General features: G+C 45.9%; 15 protein-coding genes, 1 pseudogene and 1 other annotated feature. Of the genes and pseudogenes, 13 read left to right on the top strand and 3 right to left on the bottom strand.

Annotated features, from left to right (window positions below; translation table 11 throughout):
- Positions 1–79: 79 nt before the first annotated feature.
- Complete coding sequence (gene lutP / locus LNN34_RS17540) at positions 80–1,771, bottom strand: L-lactate permease LutP (protein WP_044159190.1); 1,692 nt, start codon at positions 1,769–1,771, stop codon at positions 80–82.
- Positions 1,772–1,995: 224 nt separating this feature from the next.
- Here lutP and lutR point away from each other — a divergent pair, with 224 nt between their 5' ends.
- The 7 genes from lutR to LNN34_RS17505 all read left to right on the top strand — a co-directional run bounded on the left by lutR (position 1,996) and on the right by LNN34_RS17505 (position 10,883).
- Complete coding sequence (gene lutR / locus LNN34_RS17535; protein ID WP_044159187.1) at positions 1,996–2,718, top strand: L-lactate utilization/bacilysin biosynthesis transcriptional regulator LutR; 723 nt, start codon at positions 1,996–1,998, stop codon at positions 2,716–2,718.
- A gap of 172 nt (positions 2,719–2,890) precedes the next feature.
- Positions 2,891–3,883, top strand: coding sequence for a LacI family DNA-binding transcriptional regulator (locus LNN34_RS17530; RefSeq protein ID WP_229043998.1), 993 nt, complete (start codon positions 2,891–2,893; stop codon positions 3,881–3,883).
- Positions 3,884–4,033: 150 nt separating this feature from the next.
- A complete protein-coding gene (locus tag LNN34_RS17525; protein ID WP_229043996.1) occupies positions 4,034–5,299 on the top strand; it encodes a sugar ABC transporter substrate-binding protein in 1,266 nt (421 codons plus the stop codon).
- 39 nt (positions 5,300–5,338) lie between these two features.
- Complete coding sequence (locus LNN34_RS17520; RefSeq protein WP_229043994.1) at positions 5,339–6,595, top strand: carbohydrate ABC transporter permease; 1,257 nt, start codon at positions 5,339–5,341, stop codon at positions 6,593–6,595.
- Between the two features lie 3 nt (positions 6,596–6,598).
- Positions 6,599–7,450 (top strand): arabinogalactan oligomer ABC transporter permease GanQ, encoded by an 852-nt coding sequence (gene ganQ, locus LNN34_RS17515; protein WP_044159177.1) that lies wholly within the window; start codon positions 6,599–6,601, stop codon positions 7,448–7,450.
- 18 nt (positions 7,451–7,468) lie between these two features.
- The gene (locus LNN34_RS17510) at positions 7,469–9,532 is read left to right on the top strand and encodes a beta-galactosidase (RefSeq protein WP_229044000.1); all 2,064 of its coding nucleotides are present in this window, start codon (positions 7,469–7,471) and stop codon (positions 9,530–9,532) included.
- Positions 9,533–9,596: 64 nt separating this feature from the next.
- Entirely contained in the window at positions 9,597–10,883 is a 1,287-nt protein-coding gene (locus tag LNN34_RS17505; RefSeq protein WP_229043992.1) for an arabinogalactan endo-1,4-beta-galactosidase, read from the top strand.
- A 49-nt stretch (positions 10,884–10,932) separates the two neighbouring features.
- Here the strand turns inward: LNN34_RS17505 and LNN34_RS17500 are convergent, their stop codons facing one another.
- Entirely contained in the window at positions 10,933–12,132 is a 1,200-nt protein-coding gene (locus LNN34_RS17500; protein ID WP_229043990.1) for a PP2C family protein-serine/threonine phosphatase, read from the bottom strand.
- Positions 12,133–12,161: 29 nt separating this feature from the next.
- Positions 12,162–12,974, bottom strand: coding sequence for an alpha/beta fold hydrolase (locus LNN34_RS17495; RefSeq protein ID WP_229043988.1), 813 nt, complete (start codon positions 12,972–12,974; stop codon positions 12,162–12,164).
- A gap of 368 nt (positions 12,975–13,342) precedes the next feature.
- Here LNN34_RS17495 and LNN34_RS17490 point away from each other — a divergent pair.
- From LNN34_RS17490 to LNN34_RS17465, 6 genes and pseudogenes are all read left to right on the top strand, one after another.
- Positions 13,343–13,432 (top strand): annotated as a pseudogene (locus LNN34_RS17490) (DNA-binding response regulator); the annotation flags it as partial.
- Positions 13,433–13,869: 437 nt separating this feature from the next.
- Positions 13,870–14,586, top strand: coding sequence for a lactate utilization iron-sulfur protein LutA (gene lutA, locus LNN34_RS17485; RefSeq protein WP_024122905.1), 717 nt, complete (start codon positions 13,870–13,872; stop codon positions 14,584–14,586).
- Positions 14,587–14,613: 27 nt separating this feature from the next.
- Positions 14,614–16,053, top strand: coding sequence for a lactate utilization iron-sulfur protein LutB (gene lutB / locus LNN34_RS17480; RefSeq protein ID WP_229043986.1), 1,440 nt, complete (start codon positions 14,614–14,616; stop codon positions 16,051–16,053).
- Positions 16,053–16,778: a lactate utilization protein LutC gene (gene lutC / locus LNN34_RS17475; RefSeq protein ID WP_229043983.1), complete on the top strand. Its 726-nt coding sequence runs from the start codon at positions 16,053–16,055 to the stop codon at positions 16,776–16,778. The genes lutB and lutC overlap by 1 nt, the downstream gene beginning before the upstream one ends.
- 106 nt (positions 16,779–16,884) lie before the next feature.
- Positions 16,885–17,919 (top strand): glycosyl hydrolase family 18 protein, encoded by a 1,035-nt coding sequence (locus LNN34_RS17470; RefSeq protein ID WP_229043981.1) that lies wholly within the window; start codon positions 16,885–16,887, stop codon positions 17,917–17,919.
- Positions 17,920–18,016: 97 nt separating this feature from the next.
- Positions 18,017–18,256, top strand: a binding site (T-box leader).
- Positions 18,257–18,324: 68 nt separating this feature from the next.
- On the top strand, positions 18,325–19,668 hold the full coding sequence (locus LNN34_RS17465; RefSeq protein ID WP_229043979.1) for an amino acid permease: 1,344 nt from the start codon (positions 18,325–18,327) through the stop codon (positions 19,666–19,668).
- The last annotated feature ends 77 nt before the right edge of the window (positions 19,669–19,745 follow it).

Here is a 19,745-nt window from a genome sequence, read left to right as displayed (position 1 = left end):
AGAATGGATATTTTAAGGAAAAATAAAGGCTGTCGAGATTTTCTCGACAGCCTGATCCTCCCTGTAAGGGAGGATTTTTTTACGGGATCATCCAGCTGAAAAACTGGTGCTGCAAAAAGGTGATGATACAGACGAGCAGCAGCAAAAACAAGCTGTGCTTGATCGTAAAGCGGAAAAGATCCGACTCCTTCCCGGCGAGTCCGACTGCCGCACACGCGACCGCGATCGACTGCGGGGAAATCATTTTGCCGGTGACGCCGCCTGATGAATTGGCCGCGACCGATAGGACAGGGTCCATTCCGACCGATAAGGCCGTTACTTTCTGCAGGTTTCCAAACAGCAGGTTAGCCGACGTATCCGAGCCGGTAATAAAGACGCCGAGCCAGCCGAGAACCGGCGAAAAGAAGGTAAACATCGAGCCTGTCAGCGCCAGCGTCATGCCGAGCGTCGTGCTCATTCCCGAGGAGTTGGTGACATATGCAAAACCAACGACCGAGGCGATTGTTAAAATCGGAAACTTCAATTCCTGCAGTGTTTCGCTAAAAACAGCTCCCCATTCTTTCCACGAAATGGACGTGATGAATTTTGACAGCACTGCGGCAATTAAAATCGCGGTGCCTGCCGAACCGAGCACCTCAAGCTTATAAACCGCTTCAATCGGAGTGCCGTCAGCATTGACGATCTGATTGTTCAAAAAAGGCACCCCAGGCGCAAAAGTCAGCTGTTCTCCAATCACATTCAGCCATTTTAAGACAACGGCTGTGCCTTCGTAATGCCCTGTCAGCGCGGATTTGACCGAAGGAATGCCCCAAACAGAAATCATCACCGTCAGCAGCAGAAACGGCGACCAGGCCTTAAAAATCTGCCCGCCGGTGTAAGCCGGTGCATCAGGGTGCAGTTTTGCCGTTTCAATTGCGGCGGCCGATTCCTGCTCCCCCGCAAACCGGAATGTCTTCTTCGGCTTCCACCATTTCAAAAAAACAGCTAGCGCAGCCATCGACACTAGCGCCGACAAAACATCCGGCAGCTCCGGCCCCAGAAAGTTGGAACTGAGATACTGAACAGCGGCAAAGGAAACACCGGAAACAAGAATCGCCGGCCATACCTCAAAGGCTTTCCTGAATCCGCTCATAATGATAATTAAATAAAGAGGAATAAATACAGATAAAAACGGCAGCTGCCGCCCGACCATCTGAGAAATCTCCATCGCCGGAATCCCTGTCGGCCCTTCTACAGCTGTAATCGGAATCCCAATCGCCCCGAAGGCTACTGGCGCCGTATTGGCAATCAAACAGATCCCCGCCGCATAAAGAGGGTTAAAACCGAGGCCGACAAGCAATGCGGCCGAAATCGCGACCGGCGCCCCGAAGCCCGCCGCTCCTTCTAAAAAAGCTCCAAATGAGAAAGCGATCAGCAGCGCCTGAAGCCGGCGGTCATCGGTAATGGAGAGAACAGAGCTGCGAATAATATCAAACTGTCCCGTTTTTACAGTGATTTTATACAAAAAAACAGACGTCACAATGATCCAGCCGATTGGGAGTATGCCGTATACAGCTCCTTGTGTAGCGGACATCAGCGCTTTTTCCGCCGGCATCCCGTAAATCAATACAGCAATCAGCAGCGCGATTCCCAAGGTGGACAATCCCGCCGTATACCCCTTCATTCGTTTAATGGCGAGTGCCCAGAAAAAGAAAATAATCGGTACAAGTGCGGCAAGCGCAGATAAAAGCAAATTTCCCCCTATAGGCGTATATGCCTGTGTCCATTGCATCCCAAACCCCTCCTTCAAACATAACTGGCTATATGTAAGCGGTTTCTAAAGATGATATGATCATCTGATGACTAGATAATAAGACCAGTTACCTAGCATTATATTTTGAAAAAAATCAAAGTACAAGACTTTTTGACGAAATTGTCTAAATCTTTTGGCGGCGCCCAAAAGGGAGTATAATAGATCGTAAACAGCCAGACCTACAAGTTGCGGGGTGAATTGCATTGAAATATAAACAGATTAAAACAAAGAAGATATATGAAGAAGTAGCGGATGCATTATTAGATATGATCAAAACCGGCCAACTGAAGCCGGGGGATAAACTTGACTCCGTTCAGGCGCTTTCCGAAAGCTTTCAAGTCAGCCGTTCAGCGGTGCGCGAAGCGCTTTCCGCATTAAAAGCGATGGGGCTTGTCGAAATGAAACAGGGAGAAGGCACCTACTTGAAGGAGTTTGAACCTGATCAAATTTCTCAGCCACTGTCAGCCGCACTTTTAATGAAAAAAGAAGATGTCAAACAGCTGCTCGAGGTCAGAAAGCTGCTTGAAATCGGCGTGGCTTCATTAGCTGCCGAAAAACGGACAGAAGAGAATCTCCAAAGCATTCATGCGGCGTTAAAGGAAATGGGGGAGATTGAAGCAGACGGGGAGCTAGGCGAAAAAGCAGACTTCGCCTTTCATTTGGCACTCGCTGACGCTTCACAAAACGATCTGCTCAAACATCTGATGAATCACGTATCATCATTGCTGCTGGAAACGATGAGAGAAACGCGGAAAATCTGGCTGTTTTCCAAGAAGACCTCGGTACAGCGGCTTTATGAGGAGCATGAACGGATTTATAATGCCGTGGCTGCGCAGGACGGAGCAAAGGCGGAAGAAGCGATGCTGGCACACTTGACGAATGTGGAAGATGTCCTTTCGGGATATTTTGAGGAAAACGTGCAATAACCGACTCATTTCCCGGGCAATTCTGCTGGTGTATACAAACAACCAAGACTGAGCTGTAATGGTTCAGTCTTATTTACATTGTGCGGCTGACACAGCTTGACATTTACGAAAAAGAAAGTAAAATATTTTACTAAAACGACCACTGGCATGTTTGAAAATGGAGGCAGATATAATGGCGACAATTAAAGATATCGCACAAGCCGCGGGATTTTCGATTTCAACCGTTTCCCGTGTTTTAAATAACGATGAGAGCCTTTCTGTACCGGACGAGACGCGTGAAAAGATATATGAAGCCGCGGAGAAACTTAATTATCGCAAGAAAACTGTAAGGCCGCTGGTGAAACACATCGCTTTTTTATATTGGCTGACAGATCAAGAGGAGCTGGAAGATGTCTATTTCAAAACAATGAGATTAGAAGTAGAGAAATTGGCGAAAACCTTCAATGTCGACATGACGACCTATAAAATAACGGACGGTATTGAATGCATTCCAGCTCATACAGAAGGTTTTATTGCCGTGGGCACCTTTTCTGATAAAGAACTAGCGTTTCTCAGAAATCTGACGGAGAACGGCGTTTTTATTGACTCTTCCCCTGATCCCGACCATTTTGATTCGGTAAGGCCGGACTTAGCGCAAATGACGAAGAGAACGGTAAACATCCTAGTTGAAAAAGGGCATAAGAATATCGGATTTATTGGCGGCACGTACAAAAATCCGAACACGAATCAAGATGAAATGGATATTCGTGAAAAAACGTTCCGATCCTATATGCAGGAAAAAGGGATGCTGGACGAGCGCTATATATTATGCCACCGCGGCTTCTCCGTCGAAAATGGCTATCGCCTGATGACTAAAGCGGTTGAAGCATTGGGTGATCAGCTTCCGACCGCCTTTTTTATCGCGGCAGACCCGATTGCGGTCGGCTGTCTGCAAGCCCTGAATGAAAAAGGAATCGCGATACCAAACAGAGTGAGCGTCGTGAGCATCAATAATATCAGCTTTGCCAAGTACGTCTCTCCGCCGCTGACAACCTTTCATATTGATATCAAGGAACTATGTAAAAACGCTGTGGAATTATTGCTTGAGCAAGTGCTGGAAAAGCGGAAAACGGTTAAAACGTTATATATGGGAGCTGAATTAATCGTTAGAAAGAGCATGAATTAAATCGTATTTCAAAATGGCTTAGTATTCTAAGTCATTTTTTGTTCGGTAAAAAAATTTACTTATAAGAGTAAATAGTTTGTTTACACATTTTCTCAGTCATGCTATATTATTTTTAAAGCGCTTTCATCTAATACGAAAGGGTGACAATTGATGAAAATGGTAAAAAAGTACGCCGGTGTCATGCTCTGCGCGGCTGTCAGTTTATCTTTAGCCGCCTGCGGACCACAGGAAAGCAGCAGCGAAAAAACAAGTTCAAAGGGCTCAGAGCTTGTCGTGTGGGAGGATAAAGAAAAAAGCATCGGCATTAAAGACGCTGTTGCCGAATTTGAAAAAGAGCATGATATAAAGGTCAAAGTTGTTGAAAAACCTTATGCCCAGCAGATTGAAGATTTGCGTATGGACGGCCCGGCCGGCACAGGGCCTGACGTATTAACCATGCCCGGTGACCAGATCGGAACGGCTGTCACAGAGGGATTAATCAAAGAATTAAACATCGAAAAGGATATTCAATCGCTCTACACAGACGCATCCATTCAGTCTCAAATGGTGGACCAGAAGCTTTATGGCCTGCCTAAAGCCGTCGAAACAACAGTGCTTTTTTATAACAAAGATCTCATCTCAGAGGACGAATTGCCGCAAACGCTGGAAGAGTGGTACGACTACTCTAAAAAAACGGCTGATGGCAGCAAATTTGGATTTTTAGCCTTATTTGATCAAATTTATTACGCGCAAAGTGTCATGGGCGGGTACGGCGGATATATCTTTGGAAAGGATAAGGACGGAAACGATGATCCGTCTGATCTTGGAATCAATAATAAAGGCGCTGTCAAAGGTGCTGAGCTGATTCAGAAGTTTTATCAAGACGGCTTATTCCCGGCTGGCATTGTCGGAGAGCAGGGAATCAATGTACTCGAATCTCTGTTTACAGAAGGAAAGGCTGCTGCGATTATCTCAGGCCCGTGGAATGTAGAAGCCTTTTCGAAAGCGGGAATTGATTATGGCATCACCAAGCTTCCGAAGCTGGAAAACGGCAAAAACATGAGCTCCTTTATCGGCGTCAAAAGCTACAATGTCAGCGCATTTTCAAAACATGCAGAGCTGGCGCAAGAGTTAGCCGTTTTTCTGGCAAATGAGAAGAATTCCAAAAAACGATATGAACAAACGAAAGAAGTTCCGGCCGTTCAATCATTAGCAAGTGACACGGCTATTATGAAAAGCGAAGCGGCACGGGCGGTTACCGAACAATCCCGTTTCTCAGAGCAGACGCCGAATATACCGGAAATGAATGAAATATGGACTCCGGCTGATTCGGCATTACAAACGATTGCAACAGGAAAAGCGGACCCGAAAAGAGCTTTAGATCAGGCTGCCGAAACGGCCAAAGGGCAGATGAAGGCAAAGCATAGCGGAACATAAAGAGAAAAGTAGATTTGTATTGTAAGAGAGGTGAAAACGGTGCAGCATCGTAAAGTCGCTTTGTTATTGTCAATCATTCCGGGCCTTGGTCAATTCTACAACAAACAATGGATCAAAGGCCTCCTGTTTCTCCTTTTGGGCGCATCGTTTTTTGCGGTATTTGGAGATTTGCTGAATATGGGGCTTTGGGGAATCTTCACGCTGGGAACAGAGGTGCCGCGGGATAACTCGGTGTTTCTGCTGGCGGAAGGCATTATCGCTATCATTGTGACATGCTTTGGACTTGCGGTATATTATGTGAATTTGCGAGACGCTTATCAAAGCGGAAAACGCCGTGATGAAAAGAGGCCCTTGAGCTCTCTCAATGAACAATATCAAAATATCATCGCTCAGGGCTATCCATATGTTGTCAGCGGACCATCTCTGTTTATTTTAATTTTCGCGGTGATCTTTCCCATCTTATTCAGCTTTGCCTTAGCTTTTACAAACTATGATTTATATCATTCTCCTCCCGCTAAATTAGTAGATTGGGTTGGTTTTCAAACATTCACTGATATTTTTACTGTCGATATTTGGCGCTCGACCTTTTTTGATGTGCTGGCTTGGACGGTGGTGTGGACGCTTTGCGCTTCCACTCTGCAAGTCAGTCTGGGGATATGGCTGGCGATCATTGTGAATCAGAAAGACATCCGGTTTAAACGGTTTTTCCGGACTATTTTGATTTTGCCATGGGCTGTTCCCGGATTTGTCACGATTTTAATTTTTGCCGGTTTGTTTAACGATAGCTTCGGCGCAATGAATCATGACATCTTGGCTTTCTTTGGCATTGATCCGCTTCCGTGGATGACAGATGCGAATTGGTCGAGGCTGGCGCTGATCCTCATGCAGGGCTGGCTTGGTTTTCCGTATATCTTCCTTGTTTCAACGGGTGTTTTGCAATCGATTCCTGAGGATCTTTATGAAGCGGCGACAATTGATGGTGCTTCCATCTTCTCAAAGCTGAGGTACATCACGCTCCCGATGATGTTCATTGCGATGGCTCCGATTATCATTACGCAGTTCACATTTAATTTTAATAACTTCAATATTATTTATCTTTTCAATGGAGGCGGTCCGGCTGTTGCGGGATCAACAGCCGGCGGAACAGATATCCTCGTATCGTGGATTTATAAATTGACGATGCAGTCCAGCCAATATTCCCTTGCGGCTGCTTTAACCATTTTATTGTCTGTGTTTGTGATTGCCATTGCATTGTGGCAATTCAGACAGACGAAGTCTTTTAAAGAGGAGGGCTGAGACATGCTGGCAGATATGAAGGTCAGAAAATGTATGCGGCTCCTTTTCTCTTACTTGTTACTAGCCTGCATGGCGGTCATCATTGTGTATCCTCTCCTTTGGACGGCAGGCGCCAGCTTTAATCCCGGCAACAGTTTAATCAGTACATCCCTCATTCCGAAGAATCCGACGTTCGACCACTACAAAGAATTATTTGCGGGCAAAGAAAGCCTTCAATATGTGCAGTGGTATATCAATTCGATAAAAATCAGCCTGTTTACGATGGCTGGCTCACTGATCTGTGTGACCTTTACGGCTTATGCGTTTTCCCGCTTTCGGTTTAAAGGGAGGAAATACGCATTAACACTCTTTTTATTGCTGCAAATGATCCCTCAGTTTTCTGCTTTGATCGCCCTGTTTGTGCTGGCTCAAATATTAGGAATGGTCAATAGCCATTGGCTGCTGATCCTGCTTTATATCGGCGGCCTGATCCCGATGAATACGTACTTGATGAAAGGATATATGGATTCCATTCCGATTGATTTAGACGAAAGCGCAAAGATTGACGGGGCAAGCAGCACGAGGATCTTTTTGCAGATCATCCTGCCTCTATCAAAACCGATGGCGGCAGTGGTTGCGATGAATGGATTTACCGGCCCGCTCGGAGATTTTGTTTTGTCATCAACGATATTGAGAACACCGGAATCATATACATTGCCCGTAGGCTTATTCAATTTAGTCAATGATGTCATGGGAGCAAGCTATACGACATTTGCGGCGGGTGCCTTGCTCATCAGCATACCGGTTGCCGTCATCTTTATCATGCTGCAAAAGAATTTTGTGTCCGGATTAACCGCAGGCGGAACGAAAGGATAAGAGAACAAGGGGGAGAAAATCATGTCAAAGCTTGAAAAAAAGCACGTTACAAAAGCGAAGTTTATGCTCCACGGAGGAGACTACAATCCTGATCAGTGGCTGGATCGGCCGGATATTTTGGCCGACGATATAAAGCTGATGAAGCTTTCCCATACCAATACGTTTTCTGTCGGCATTTTTGCATGGAGTGCGCTTGAGCCGGAGGAAGGTGTATATCAATTTGAATGGCTTGATGATGTTTTTGACCGTATCCACAGCATCGGCGGCCGTGTCATTTTAGCAACGCCGAGCGGAGCGCGTCCTGCCTGGCTGTCGCAAACCTATCCTGAAGTGCTGCGGGTCAATGCCTCCAGAGTGAAACAGCTGCACGGCGGACGGCATAACCACTGCCTGACGTCCAAGGTCTATCGCGAAAAAACGCGGCACATCAACCGTTTATTAGCAGAAAGATACGGCGGTCATCCGGCGCTTTTGATGTGGCATATTTCGAATGAATATGGAGGAGAATGCCACTGTGACCTATGCCAGAACGCCTTCAGAGAGTGGCTGAGAATCAAATATGACAATAGTCTCAAGGTATTGAATAACGCGTGGTGGACGCCGTTTTGGAGCCATACATTTAATGACTGGTCACAAATTGAAAGCCCTTCCCCGATTGGAGAAAATGGCTTGCACGGCCTGAACTTAGACTGGCGCCGGTTCGTCACGGATCAAACCATTTCGTTTTATGAAAATGAAATCATACCGCTGAAAGAGCTGACGCCGGACATTCCGATAACAACGAATTTTATGGGTGATACACCAGATTTGATTCCTTATCAGGGTCTCGACTACAGCAAATTTGCAAAGCATGTGGATGTTATCAGCTGGGATGCTTATCCTGTGTGGCACAATGATTGGGAAAGCACAGCAGATTTGGCGATGAAGGTCGGCTTTATCAATGATCTGTACAGAAGCCTGAAGCAGCAGCCCTTTTTATTAATGGAGTGCACGCCTAGCGCGGTCAATTGGCATAACGTAAACAAAGCGAAACGCCCGGGCATGAACCTGCTTTCATCTATGCAAATGATTGCCCACGGATCAGACAGCGTCCTCTATTTCCAATTTCGAAAATCACGAGGATCATCGGAAAAACTGCATGGGGCGATTGTGGATCACGACAACAGCACAAAGAACCGCGTCTTTCAAGAAGTGGCAAAAGTCGGGGAGACATTGGAACAGCTGTCTGAAGTCGTTGGAACGAAGAGACCGTCTGAAGCTGCTATTTTGTATGATTGGGAAAATAACTGGGCGCTTGAGGACGCTCAGGGATTTGCAAAAGCGACAAAGCGTTATCCGCAAACACTGCAGCAGCATTACCGCACATTCTGGGAACAGGATATCCCGGTCGACGTCATTACAAAAGAACAAGATTTTTCAGCGTATAAGCTGCTGATCGTCCCCATGCTGTATGTAATCAGTGAAGAAACCATTTCGCGATTAAAGAAGTTTACGGCTAACGGCGGAACCTTGGTGATGACGTATATCAGCGGAATCGTCAACGAGCATGACTTAACGTACACAGGCGGCTGGCACCCAGACTTGCAAACGATATTTGGAATTGAGCCGCTCGAAACAGATACGCTGTATCCGAAAGACCGAAATGCCGTCAGCTACCGAAACCAAACGTATGAAATGAAAGATTATGCAACGGTGATCGAATTGAAAGCCGCAACGGCAGAGGGTGTGTATCAGTATGACTTTTATGCGCATACCCCTGCGGTTACAAGCCATCAATATGAACAAGGAAAAGCTTATTTTATCGGCGCGCGTTTAGAGGATCAATTTCACCGGGATTTTTATCAAAGTTTGATAAAAGAACTGTCTTTGTCTCCGGTTTTTCCGGTTAAGCATGGTAAAGGCGTCTCCGTACAGGCGAGACAGGATCAGCACAATGACTATATCTTCATCATGAATTTTACGGAACAACAGCAGCTGGTTTCGTTTGATAAGCGTGTGAAGGATATCGTTACTGGTGAAATGCTTTCAGGAGACCTGATCTTGGAAAAATATGAAGTGAGAATTGTCGTGAACTCACATTGAGGTGTGCCTCCGCTCTATATGGGCGGGGTGTTTTTTGAAATCGCTTACGTGAGAGGGTGGAAATATGAAAAGCAGAATCATCGTGCTGTTAGCCGCTGTCATCGTCTGGAGCGGGATCGGAAGTTCGACGGGATATGCCGCCGCAGAGGGGGAGAAATATGTGTCAGAGCTTCAGGCAAATGACCTTTTTGTTAAAAAGGTAGAGGGCATGAACAAGGACTTTATCAAAGGAGTTGACGTGTCGAGCATTATTGCTTTAGAAAACAGCGGTGTAACCTTTTACAATGCAAGCGGAAAACGTCAGGACATCTTTACAACCTTAAAGCAAGCAGGTGTCAACTATGTCCGCGTCCGCATTTGGAATGACCCGTATAACGCTTATGGCAATGGTTATGGGGGAGGCAATAATGATGTTCAAAAAGCCATCCAAATCGGAAAAAGAGCAACCGCGAACGGGATGAAGCTGCTGGCAGACTTTCATTATTCCGATTTCTGGGCAGATCCTGCAAAACAAAAGGTGCCAAAGGCTTGGGCGAACTTAAGCTTCGAAGCTAAGAAAGCGAAGCTCTATGGATTTACAAAACAAAGTCTGCAAGCCATGGTCAAGGAAGGCATTGATATCGGTATGGTACAGGTCGGAAACGAAACAACAGGAGCATTTGCCGGGGAAACGGATTGGAAGAAGATGAGTCAATTATTCAATGAAGGAAGCCGGGCAGTCAGGGAAACAACTCGTGACATATTGGTCGCGCTGCATTTCACCAACCCAGAAACGTCGGGACGATATTCATATATTGCTGAAACCCTCAACAAAAACAAAGTCGATTATGATGTATTTGCCAGCTCATATTATCCATTCTGGCACGGTACGTTACACAATTTGTCCTCCGTGCTGAAAGCTGTTGCGGATACGTACGGCAAAAAAGTCATGGTGGCGGAAACGTCATACACCTATACGGCTGAAGACGGAGACGGACATGAAAACACAGCGCCTAAAAGCGGTCAGACGCTGCCATACCCGATTTCAGTGCAAGGCCAGGCAAATGCCGTAAGAGATGTGATGGACGCAGTGGCAAAGACAGGAACAGCCGGATTGGGCGTTTTTTATTGGGAGCCTGCGTGGATTCCGGTCGGCCCGAAGACGCAATTGGAGAAAAATAAAACGATATGGGAAACATATGGTTCCGGATGGGCCTCCAGCTATGCAGCCGAATACGATCCTGAAGACGCAGGTAAGTGGTATGGAGGAAGTGCAGTGGATAATCAAGCTTTGTTTGATTTCAACGGACATCCGCTGCCATCATTACAGGTATTCAAATACGCGGAAACAGGCCATATCCCGAAAAAATAATGAAAATCCATGAGGTGTAACAACGCATTGTTATCTCTCATGGATTCTTTTATTTTACATCTACTAAAATAAAACACTCATCATCGTTTTTGGGCTCAGCTTGAAGAGATGAGAGGATTTTGTTTTTCAGCTCAGCTATAGGCAAATCAGGATGATTCTTTATTAAACGGTGTAAATAACATGATGCCGTCGGGTCCATCACACCGTCTGTATACAGAAGCAGCCTTCCGCCGCGTGTATAGTGAAGGCTGCTTGACTGAAACACCGCTTCTTCAAACATCCCAATCGGCGGTGCGGTTGCGTCCAGCGTTGATTGGGTTCCCTCGGCATCCTGCCATAATGCGGGCGGATGGCCCGCGTTGACATAATCAATTCTTTGCCGGTCTGTATCAATGATGAGGCAAATGGCGGTACAGTAATGCCTTGCTTCCTCGTCGTTTTGAAACAAACTGTGAAGATGGTAGTCTAGTTCCTTCATGACTTTGTCGGGACTGATCCCTTGTGTCATTAATCGCTGGAATAAAGGATGGAGGGACATCGTAACTAATGCAGAAGAAATGCCGTGTCCCATCACATCAAGGAGGATCAAGCCGTAGCGGTGCTGATCGATTTGATAAAATCCATATAAGTCGCCTGATAAGTCACTGGATGCTTTATAATACGAATCAATCTGAATTTGATCATTCAAGATCGGCTCGGTCAATGAATTTTCTTGAATCTTTCTGGCGAGTTCAAGCTCTCTTTTTGTATTCGATCTGAATTGCTGATTTTGCTTATTGATCGCAAGAAGCTCTACTTGCTTCACCTTCAGCGCCTGCAAAGCAATTTCCAACTCCGCATTTGCTTTCTGTTTGGCGAGCAATGCTTCCTCGGCCGCGTTTCTGGCAATCAGCAGCTCATTTTCATATTCGTTTCGCTTCCGCATCGGAATGACAACGCATTCTGTTACAGCGGCTTCCTGATCCGCTCTCCGTACAGCGTTTATAAGAACGGGGATTTCTTCCCCATTGTTTGTTTCCAGGGAGATGTACATTTCCTCAATGTGTTGTTCCAGCTGCAAAAGCGGAACAAAATAAAGCTGATAAAAAAGCTTTGCAGGAACGGTTAAAAGAGCATTGATATGCTGACCGATCACCTGTTCCGATTCATAATCAAGAATCTTAAGCAAGGTGTGATTGACAGCTAAAATTGTACCCTCTTCTGATAAAGTAAGGAAACCGCATGGTGCATGATTCAATTGTTGATCCATTCAGAGGGTCACCTCTATCCCTTTCGTTCCTAAATCACGTATGCTTTCAAATAATCGCTGATCAGCTGTATCGTCTCTTCGGGATGGCTCATATGCGGGCAGTGCCCTTGAGCCTTCATCTGTTTCAGTGTGCTGTAAGGGAGATGCCTATGCATATACTCACCTACTGCCGACGGTGCAATGACATCATTCGAACATTGCAGAATAAGTGAAGGCACGGTCACCTTTGAAAGATCCCTTCGATGATCTGAAAAAAACGCCGCATTCGCGAATTGCCGTGCAATGATAGGATCAGTAGAACAAAAACGGCTTTCCAGCTCTTCCTTAATTTCTGGCCGATCTGGCTGATTCACTACGGTTGCCGCAAAAACGGTTGCCCAGCCTATGTAGTTTTTCTCCATCATCTCTATTAACCCAAGGAGCTGCTCTTCCTCAAAACCCCCGTAATACTCAGGCGGATCATTTAAATAGCAAGGAGAAGGCCCCACCATAATCAGGTGTGAAAAAAGCTCGGGACGTCGTAATGATGCAAGCATGCCAATCACAGCCCCGACAGAATGCCCCACAAACACAATTTTTGACAGATCTAAGGCTTCGCAAACATCGATAACATCTTGTGCATAGCCGTCAAGTGTGCTGTAACGATTCATATCATATGCCCGCAAATCAGAATTCCCCGCACCCACGTAATCAAATAAAATCAGCTGATATTCGTCTTCAAAGGCAGGAACTACGGCATCCCACACACTTTGATCACACCCGAATCCAGGTGCAAATACAATTGGTGTTGTGCCGTTCCCCCTCACCTTCACATGATTCCTAGTCAAAATTGATTGATTCATAGTCTGCTCCTTTCAGCCAAAACGACATGAAGATTACTATGTATATCATACCACTTCGGGGTGTGAATTGCGGGCATTCTATGAAAGTAAATAGGAGTCTTGCAGATAGAGGACATGCGGCATGGAGAGCAGGATTGATGGGAAGATGTAGCGGAAGGATTGCCTAGGTGCCGGATATAATATAAAGCGGTAATATCATCTGAATGACACAAATGACATTTGTCATCTCAAATCATGACACCCCTTACTAAAATCATCTGATCCGGTATTTTACAATCAATGTAAGCAATCAGGAGGTGCTCATAAAATGAATGAGGTTGTGTCAGTAAGAAATGTCACAAAACATTTTCAGCAAAAAACAGCAGTGAAGAACATTCATTTCAGAAATCATCCAAAAACTGAATGCGAAAAACCGGACAGAAGCCGCTAGTATTGCTGAGGAGAAAGGATGGATTTAATGAGGAACCTGGTTAATCATACATAACCAGGTTCCTTTTTATTTACAGGTTTATTTTTGGCTGACTTATTTGTCCATCCGCAAAGCTTGTACTATACACCAGTGTTATGGAATATGTCAGGTTCAGCGTTCATCGGTGCTTTTTTGTTTGAAACCCTTTTGCGCTAATGAGAGGAGGCGCGGGTTGGATCGTCCTTCTCAGGGTTCTTTCATTCCTCTATCTCTTTGTGAAAACATATAAGAAATACGCAGGAACATTAAAAAGCAATATCAGCCCTTTTGAACGCTCTGTCCTATGTACAGGCGTTTTTTTATTGCTGAAATCATTAGAAAATGCTTTCAATTTTGTGTCCAAATAGTGTACGATATTGGTAAAAGCTTTAACTTCAGGTCATCAGATGACCAGATCACATATTGGGGATGAGAGAGGGGTTCATCATGAAAGTCTCACTTTTTGTCACTTGTCTTGTTGATATGTTTCAAACAAACGTAGGAAAAGCAACGGTGGAGCTGCTTGAGCGGCTCGGATGTGAGGTTGATTTTCCGGAGGGGCAGATCTGCTGCGGCCAGCCGGCTTACAACAGCGGTTACGTCAATGACGCCAAAAAAGCAATGAAACGAATGATTGAAACGTTTCAGGAGTCAGATTATGTCGTCAGTCCATCCGGTTCCTGCACCACAATGTTCAGGGAGTATCCGCACCTGTTTAAAGATGATCCGAAATGGGCGGATAAAGCGCAGAAGCTGGCGGATAAAACGTATGAATTAACAGATTTTATCGTCAACGTCCTTGGGGTAGAGGATGTCGGCGCGACCCTTCATAAAAAAGCGACCTTACATACGTCATGCCATATGACAAGGCTGCTCGGCGTATCTGAGGAGCCGATGAAACTGCTGAGCCATGTGAAGGGGCTTGAATTCACGTCACTTCCGGGGAAACACAACTGCTGCGGATTCGGAGGAACGTTCTCTGTTAAAATGGCGCAGATTTCTGAGCAGATGGTTGATGAGAAAGTCGCATGTGTGGAGGAAACGGGAGCAGAGGTGCTCATCGGCGCTGACTGCGGCTGTTTGATGAATATCGGGGGACGGCTCGGCCGAAAAGACAAGAATGTCAAAGTGATGCACATCGCCGAAGTGCTCAACAGCAGATAACACTGGATACAGAGGGGGAAAAGGATCATGGCGATGAAAATCGGTACTGACGCTTTTAAAGAGCGGGTATCACAGGGGATCGATAATGAATTTATGAGGGGCGCTGTTTCGGGTGCGCAGGAGCGTCTGCGGACGAGACGGCTGGAAGCAGCCGAAGAGCTGGGAAACTGGGAAGAATGGCGTTCGTTATCTGAGGAGATCAGACAGCATGTCCTTAAAAATCTTGATTTTTATTTGGAGCAGCTTGCATCCAATGTATCAAGCAGAGGAGGACACGTTTATTTTGCTGAGACAGCTGAAGAAGCATCCTCTTATATCCGCAGCGTGATTCAAAAGAAAAACGGAAAAAAAATCGTAAAGTCTAAATCTATGGTGACAGAAGAAATCAATCTGAATGAAGTGCTGGAGAAGGAAGGCTGCGAAGTCGTCGAAACCGATCTCGGCGAATATATTTTGCAGATTGATGATCACGACCCGCCGTCACATATTGTGGCGCCGGCTCTTCATAAAAATAAAGAGCAGATTCGCGATGTGTTTAAGGAAAGACTGGATTATAAACAGACAGAAAAACCGGAAGAGCTCGTCATGCATGCGCGCGGCATCCTCCGGAAAAAATTTCTGGAAGCCGATATCGGCATTACCGGCTGCAACTTTGCCATTGCCGACACGGGTTCAGTCAGCCTTGTAACCAATGAAGGAAACGGGCGGCTTGTCACGACATTGCCGAAAACACAAATTACTGTCATGGGAATGGAGCGCATTGTCCCGTCTTTTTCCGAATTTGAAGTGCTTGTCGGCATGCTGACAAGAAGTGCTGTCGGACAGCGGCTGACGAGTTATATCACGGCCTTAACCGGACCAAAACTGGAAGACGAAATCGACGGCCCGGAGGAATTCCATCTTGTCATTGTTGACAATGGCCGCTCCAACATTCTCGGCACCGAATTTCAGTCTGTGCTGCAATGTATCCGCTGTGCTGCCTGTATCAATGTCTGCCCTGTGTACCGCCATGTCGGCGGACACTCATACGGCTCGATTTACTCGGGGCCGATCGGGGCCGTTTTATCGCCGCTGCTCGGCGGTTATGACGATTATAAGGAGTTGCCGTACGCGTCAACACTGTGCGCGGCTTGTTCTGAAGCCTGCCCGGTCAAAATCCCGCTTCATGAGCTGCTTCTCAAGCATCGTCAGAACATCGTCGAAAAAGAAGGCAGAGCGCCGATCAGTGAAAAGCTTGCGATGAAAGCGTTCGGTCTTGGGTCTTCCTCTTTGTCGCTTTATAAAATGGGCTCAAAATGGGCGCCGGCCGCCATGACGCCTTTTACAGAGGACGACAAAATTTCGAAAGGGCCCGGCCCGCTAAAAGGCTGGACGCAAATCCGCGACTTCCCGGCACCGCATAAATCAAGATTCAGAGACTGGTTTACAGACAGAGAAACAAGTGAACGCACGAAGGAGGAGCAGTGATGACGAAGGGAACCATTCAGAATCAAGAGAGCTTTTTAAACCGGATCGCGTCACGCCTTGGCCGAGACAGAAGAACGGGTGGCGTGGCCGCCGTCCCTGAGTGGGCGCATCAGCCGCAATATAAAACATTTGAAGGGTATTCGGCCGATGACTTAGTCACGGTGCTCAAAAACCATTGTGTCAAAATCCATACTGAGCTGATTGAGACGGATTCAACCGGTTTGTACGATGCCTTGCGCGAACAAGTCAGCCGGTTTTCCGGAGGGCCTGTCATCATTCCGAAGGACCCCCGGTTTGAGGCTTACGGTTTACATAGCCTGCTCACCAAAGACTGGCCTGGTGAAGGAACGCAAGTCTGGGAATGGGATGCTGACCAAGGTGAAGAAAATATCAAAAAAGCGGAGCAAGCCAATGTGGGGATTACATTCAGTGAAATCACACTGGCCGAGTCGGGTACGGTTGTCCTTTATTCTTCAAAAGACATCGGCCGCTCTGTCAGTCTTCTGCCGACAACTTATATTGCCATTGTGCCGAAATCAAGCATAGTGCCGAGAATGACACAAGCCAGTGATATCATTCGGAAAAATATGGCTGACGGGATCACGGTTCCCTCATGCATTAACTACATTACAGGACCGAGCAACTCCGCCGACATCGAAATGGATTTGGTGGTCGGTGTTCACGGTCCGGTTAAAGCGGCTTATATTCTCGTATCTGACCGCTGATCTAAAAAAGCCCGGCAACTTATGCCGGGCTTTCTGCTTGAAAAAACTTCATTTTCCAAAAATTTGGCCGATGAGAAGAATATGACGTGAAAAAGGAGGGAACGAAATGAAAAAATGGCTGATCATAGCTGTTTCACTAGCGATTGCGATCGTTCTGTTTATGTATACAAAAACAGAAGCAAAGGCGGCCAGTATGACATTAGGCTATACAACCGGGGATACGGCATCATACAATTCTCTTACGAAGTACCATAAATATATCAGCTCCATTGCCACTGATACGTTTGCGTTTGATAAAAATGGACGTGTGATTGGCGATGTCCCGAGCAAGCAGCTTACATACGCGAAAAAAAATAAAATCAAAACGTGGGCCGTCATTTCCAATTATAATGACGCTATTTCTGACTTTGACGGAAACTTAGCGAATCGGGTCATGACTGACAAAACAGCGAAAAAACGATTCACAGACCAGCTCATTTCTTTGGCAAAAAAGCACCACTATTACGGAGTCAATATTGACTTTGAGGCAGTTAATCCGAAAGACCGTTCTGCATACTCAAGCTTCATTCAATATGTCTCACAAGCTCTGAAAAAGAAACATATCAAAACAATGGTTTCCGTTCCGGCCAAAAGCGCCGATGATAAAAACGATGACTGGAGCTGGCCGTATGATTATGCGAAAATCGGGAAATATGCCGACTATGTGCAAGTCATGACTTACGACGAACACGGCATTTGGGGCGAACCGGGCTCAGTGGCAAGCACAAGCTGGATCAAGCGCTCGCTGCAGTTTTCTGTCAAAAAAATGAAAGCAAACAAAGTGATCATGGGGGTCCCTGCGTACGGCTATGATTGGGATCTGAAAGACGGAAGCAGCAGCTCAGCGAAGGAATGGAATGACATCAAGTCCCTCATTAAGAAGCAGAAAGCAAAGCCGGCATTCAATAAAAAAACAGGTTCTATGACGTTTTCTTACACTGACAAAAAGAAACATAAACATGTCGTTTGGTATGAAAATGAAAAAACAATCGAAACAAAAAGCCGCCTGGCGAAACAATATAAAATAGCCGGTGTCTCTGTCTACGCTTTAGGACACGAATCGGAATCCTTCTGGAAGGCCGTTCAAAAAGGGACAAAATAACAGTTTGTTTTTTCTCGCAAGTTATTGACAGAGAAAACAGAAGCACGTATATTATGTTAATATATTCAGAACGTAAAATTTGAGTTTTTCAGAAAACTAAAACACATAGAATGGGAGCAGTAAAAGAAAGGAATCAGTAACAGAGAGCTGCGGGGTGGTGCGACGCAGTCTGATTCTTCTTTGAACTCGCCCGGGAGTGGTAGGACGAAACGGAATAGATTGAATATTCCCCATGTTTTAACGGCTAACCTTCGTTACAGGGTCAAAAAGCTGGATTCTTCTAGGAAGGATCAACAAGAGTGGTACCGCGGTCAGCCGAAGGCTCGTCGTCTCTTTATCTATTCGTATAGATAGGAGACGGCGGGCTTTTTTGTTTTTGAAGACGAGAAGGAGAGGGAAAAAAGGATGGAAAAGGACAATCAGACGTTAAAACGCACGATGACATCCCGCCATATTATGATGATGGCGCTGGGCGGAGCAATCGGTGCAGGTTTATTTAAAGGAAGCAGCTCGGCAATCGATGTGGCAGGGCCATCGGTCATTATCGCATACCTGCTCGGCGGCATTATTTTGCTGTTTATTATGCAGGGGCTTGCAGAAATGGCTGTGCGCAACCGCAACGCGAGAACCTTCCGTGATCTTGTGCAGCAGGTGCTAGGAAATTACGCTGCATATTTCTTGGACTGGATCTACTGGAAAATGTGGGTGCTTAACATTGCAGCTGAAGCTGTTGTAGCTGCAATCTTTATTCAATATTGGCTGCCGGGCTGCCCGATCTGGGTGCTGGCATTAGCAATTTCTCTTGTTGTTACGATTGTGAACTTGCTTTCTGTAAAAATCTTCGCCGAAACTGAGTATTGGCTGGCTATGATCAAGATTACCGTTATTGTTATCTTTATTTTATTAGGATTGCTGCTCTTATTTGTATCATTCGGTGATCACACAGCGGCCGGGTTTTCGAATCTGACAGAGCACGGCGGATTTTTCCCGCACGGAGGCACCGGGCTGATCACAGCCATGCTTGTCGTCATCTATTCCTATGGCGGTACAGAAATTATCGGTGTGACGCTGGCTGAGACAAAAAATCCGGAACAGGTTGTCCCGAAAGCAGTCCGCAGCACATTAACACGCATTGTCGCGTTTTACCTGCTGCCGTTTTTCATCATTGTCAGTCTGATCCCGTGGAATCAAGTGAATTCAGTTCCTGAAAGTCCTTTTGTGATGGTCTTTAAAATGGTAGGCATTCCGGGGGCAGACCATATCATGAATGCAGTCATCCTGCTTGCCATCATTTCCTCTATGAATTCAGGTTTATACGGATCGTCCCGCATTTTGTATACACAGGCAACTGACGGAAGACTGCCGCGGATCTTTTCTAAGCTTTCATCGAAAAACGTCCCGATGTTTGCGATACTGATGTGTACTTCTTCTTTATATATTGGTGTATTGATTTCTCTGTTCGCCGGAAGCCAGACATTTAATTACTTAATGGGGTCACTGGGATATACAGTCTTATTTATTTGGCTGATCATCGGATTGGCCCATTTGAAATCAAGAAAACATCAAACAGAAACACCAGCTTATTATGTAAAGTGGTTCCCGTACACCACATGGTTTGCGATTCTGGCATTACTCGCCATTTTGATCGGGGTCATCATGACAACGTCAATTGTCATTACCATCATTACTGCGGCGATCTACCTTTTGATTACGATTGCGTATTTGGTCAAAGGACGCAAGCACCAGTAAATAAGAAAACTCTTGTCATTAGGGGACTGACCCCCGTTTTTGAGACAGGGATCAAAACACCTTTTATACAGCCAATT

The organism is Bacillus sp. AF23 (assembly GCF_020861455.1).
GTDB lineage: Bacteria > Bacillota > Bacilli > Bacillales > Bacillaceae > Bacillus > Bacillus halotolerans.
The sequence above is the reverse complement of the archived record's forward strand: the minus strand, read 5'-3'. Positions and strand labels throughout refer to the sequence as shown.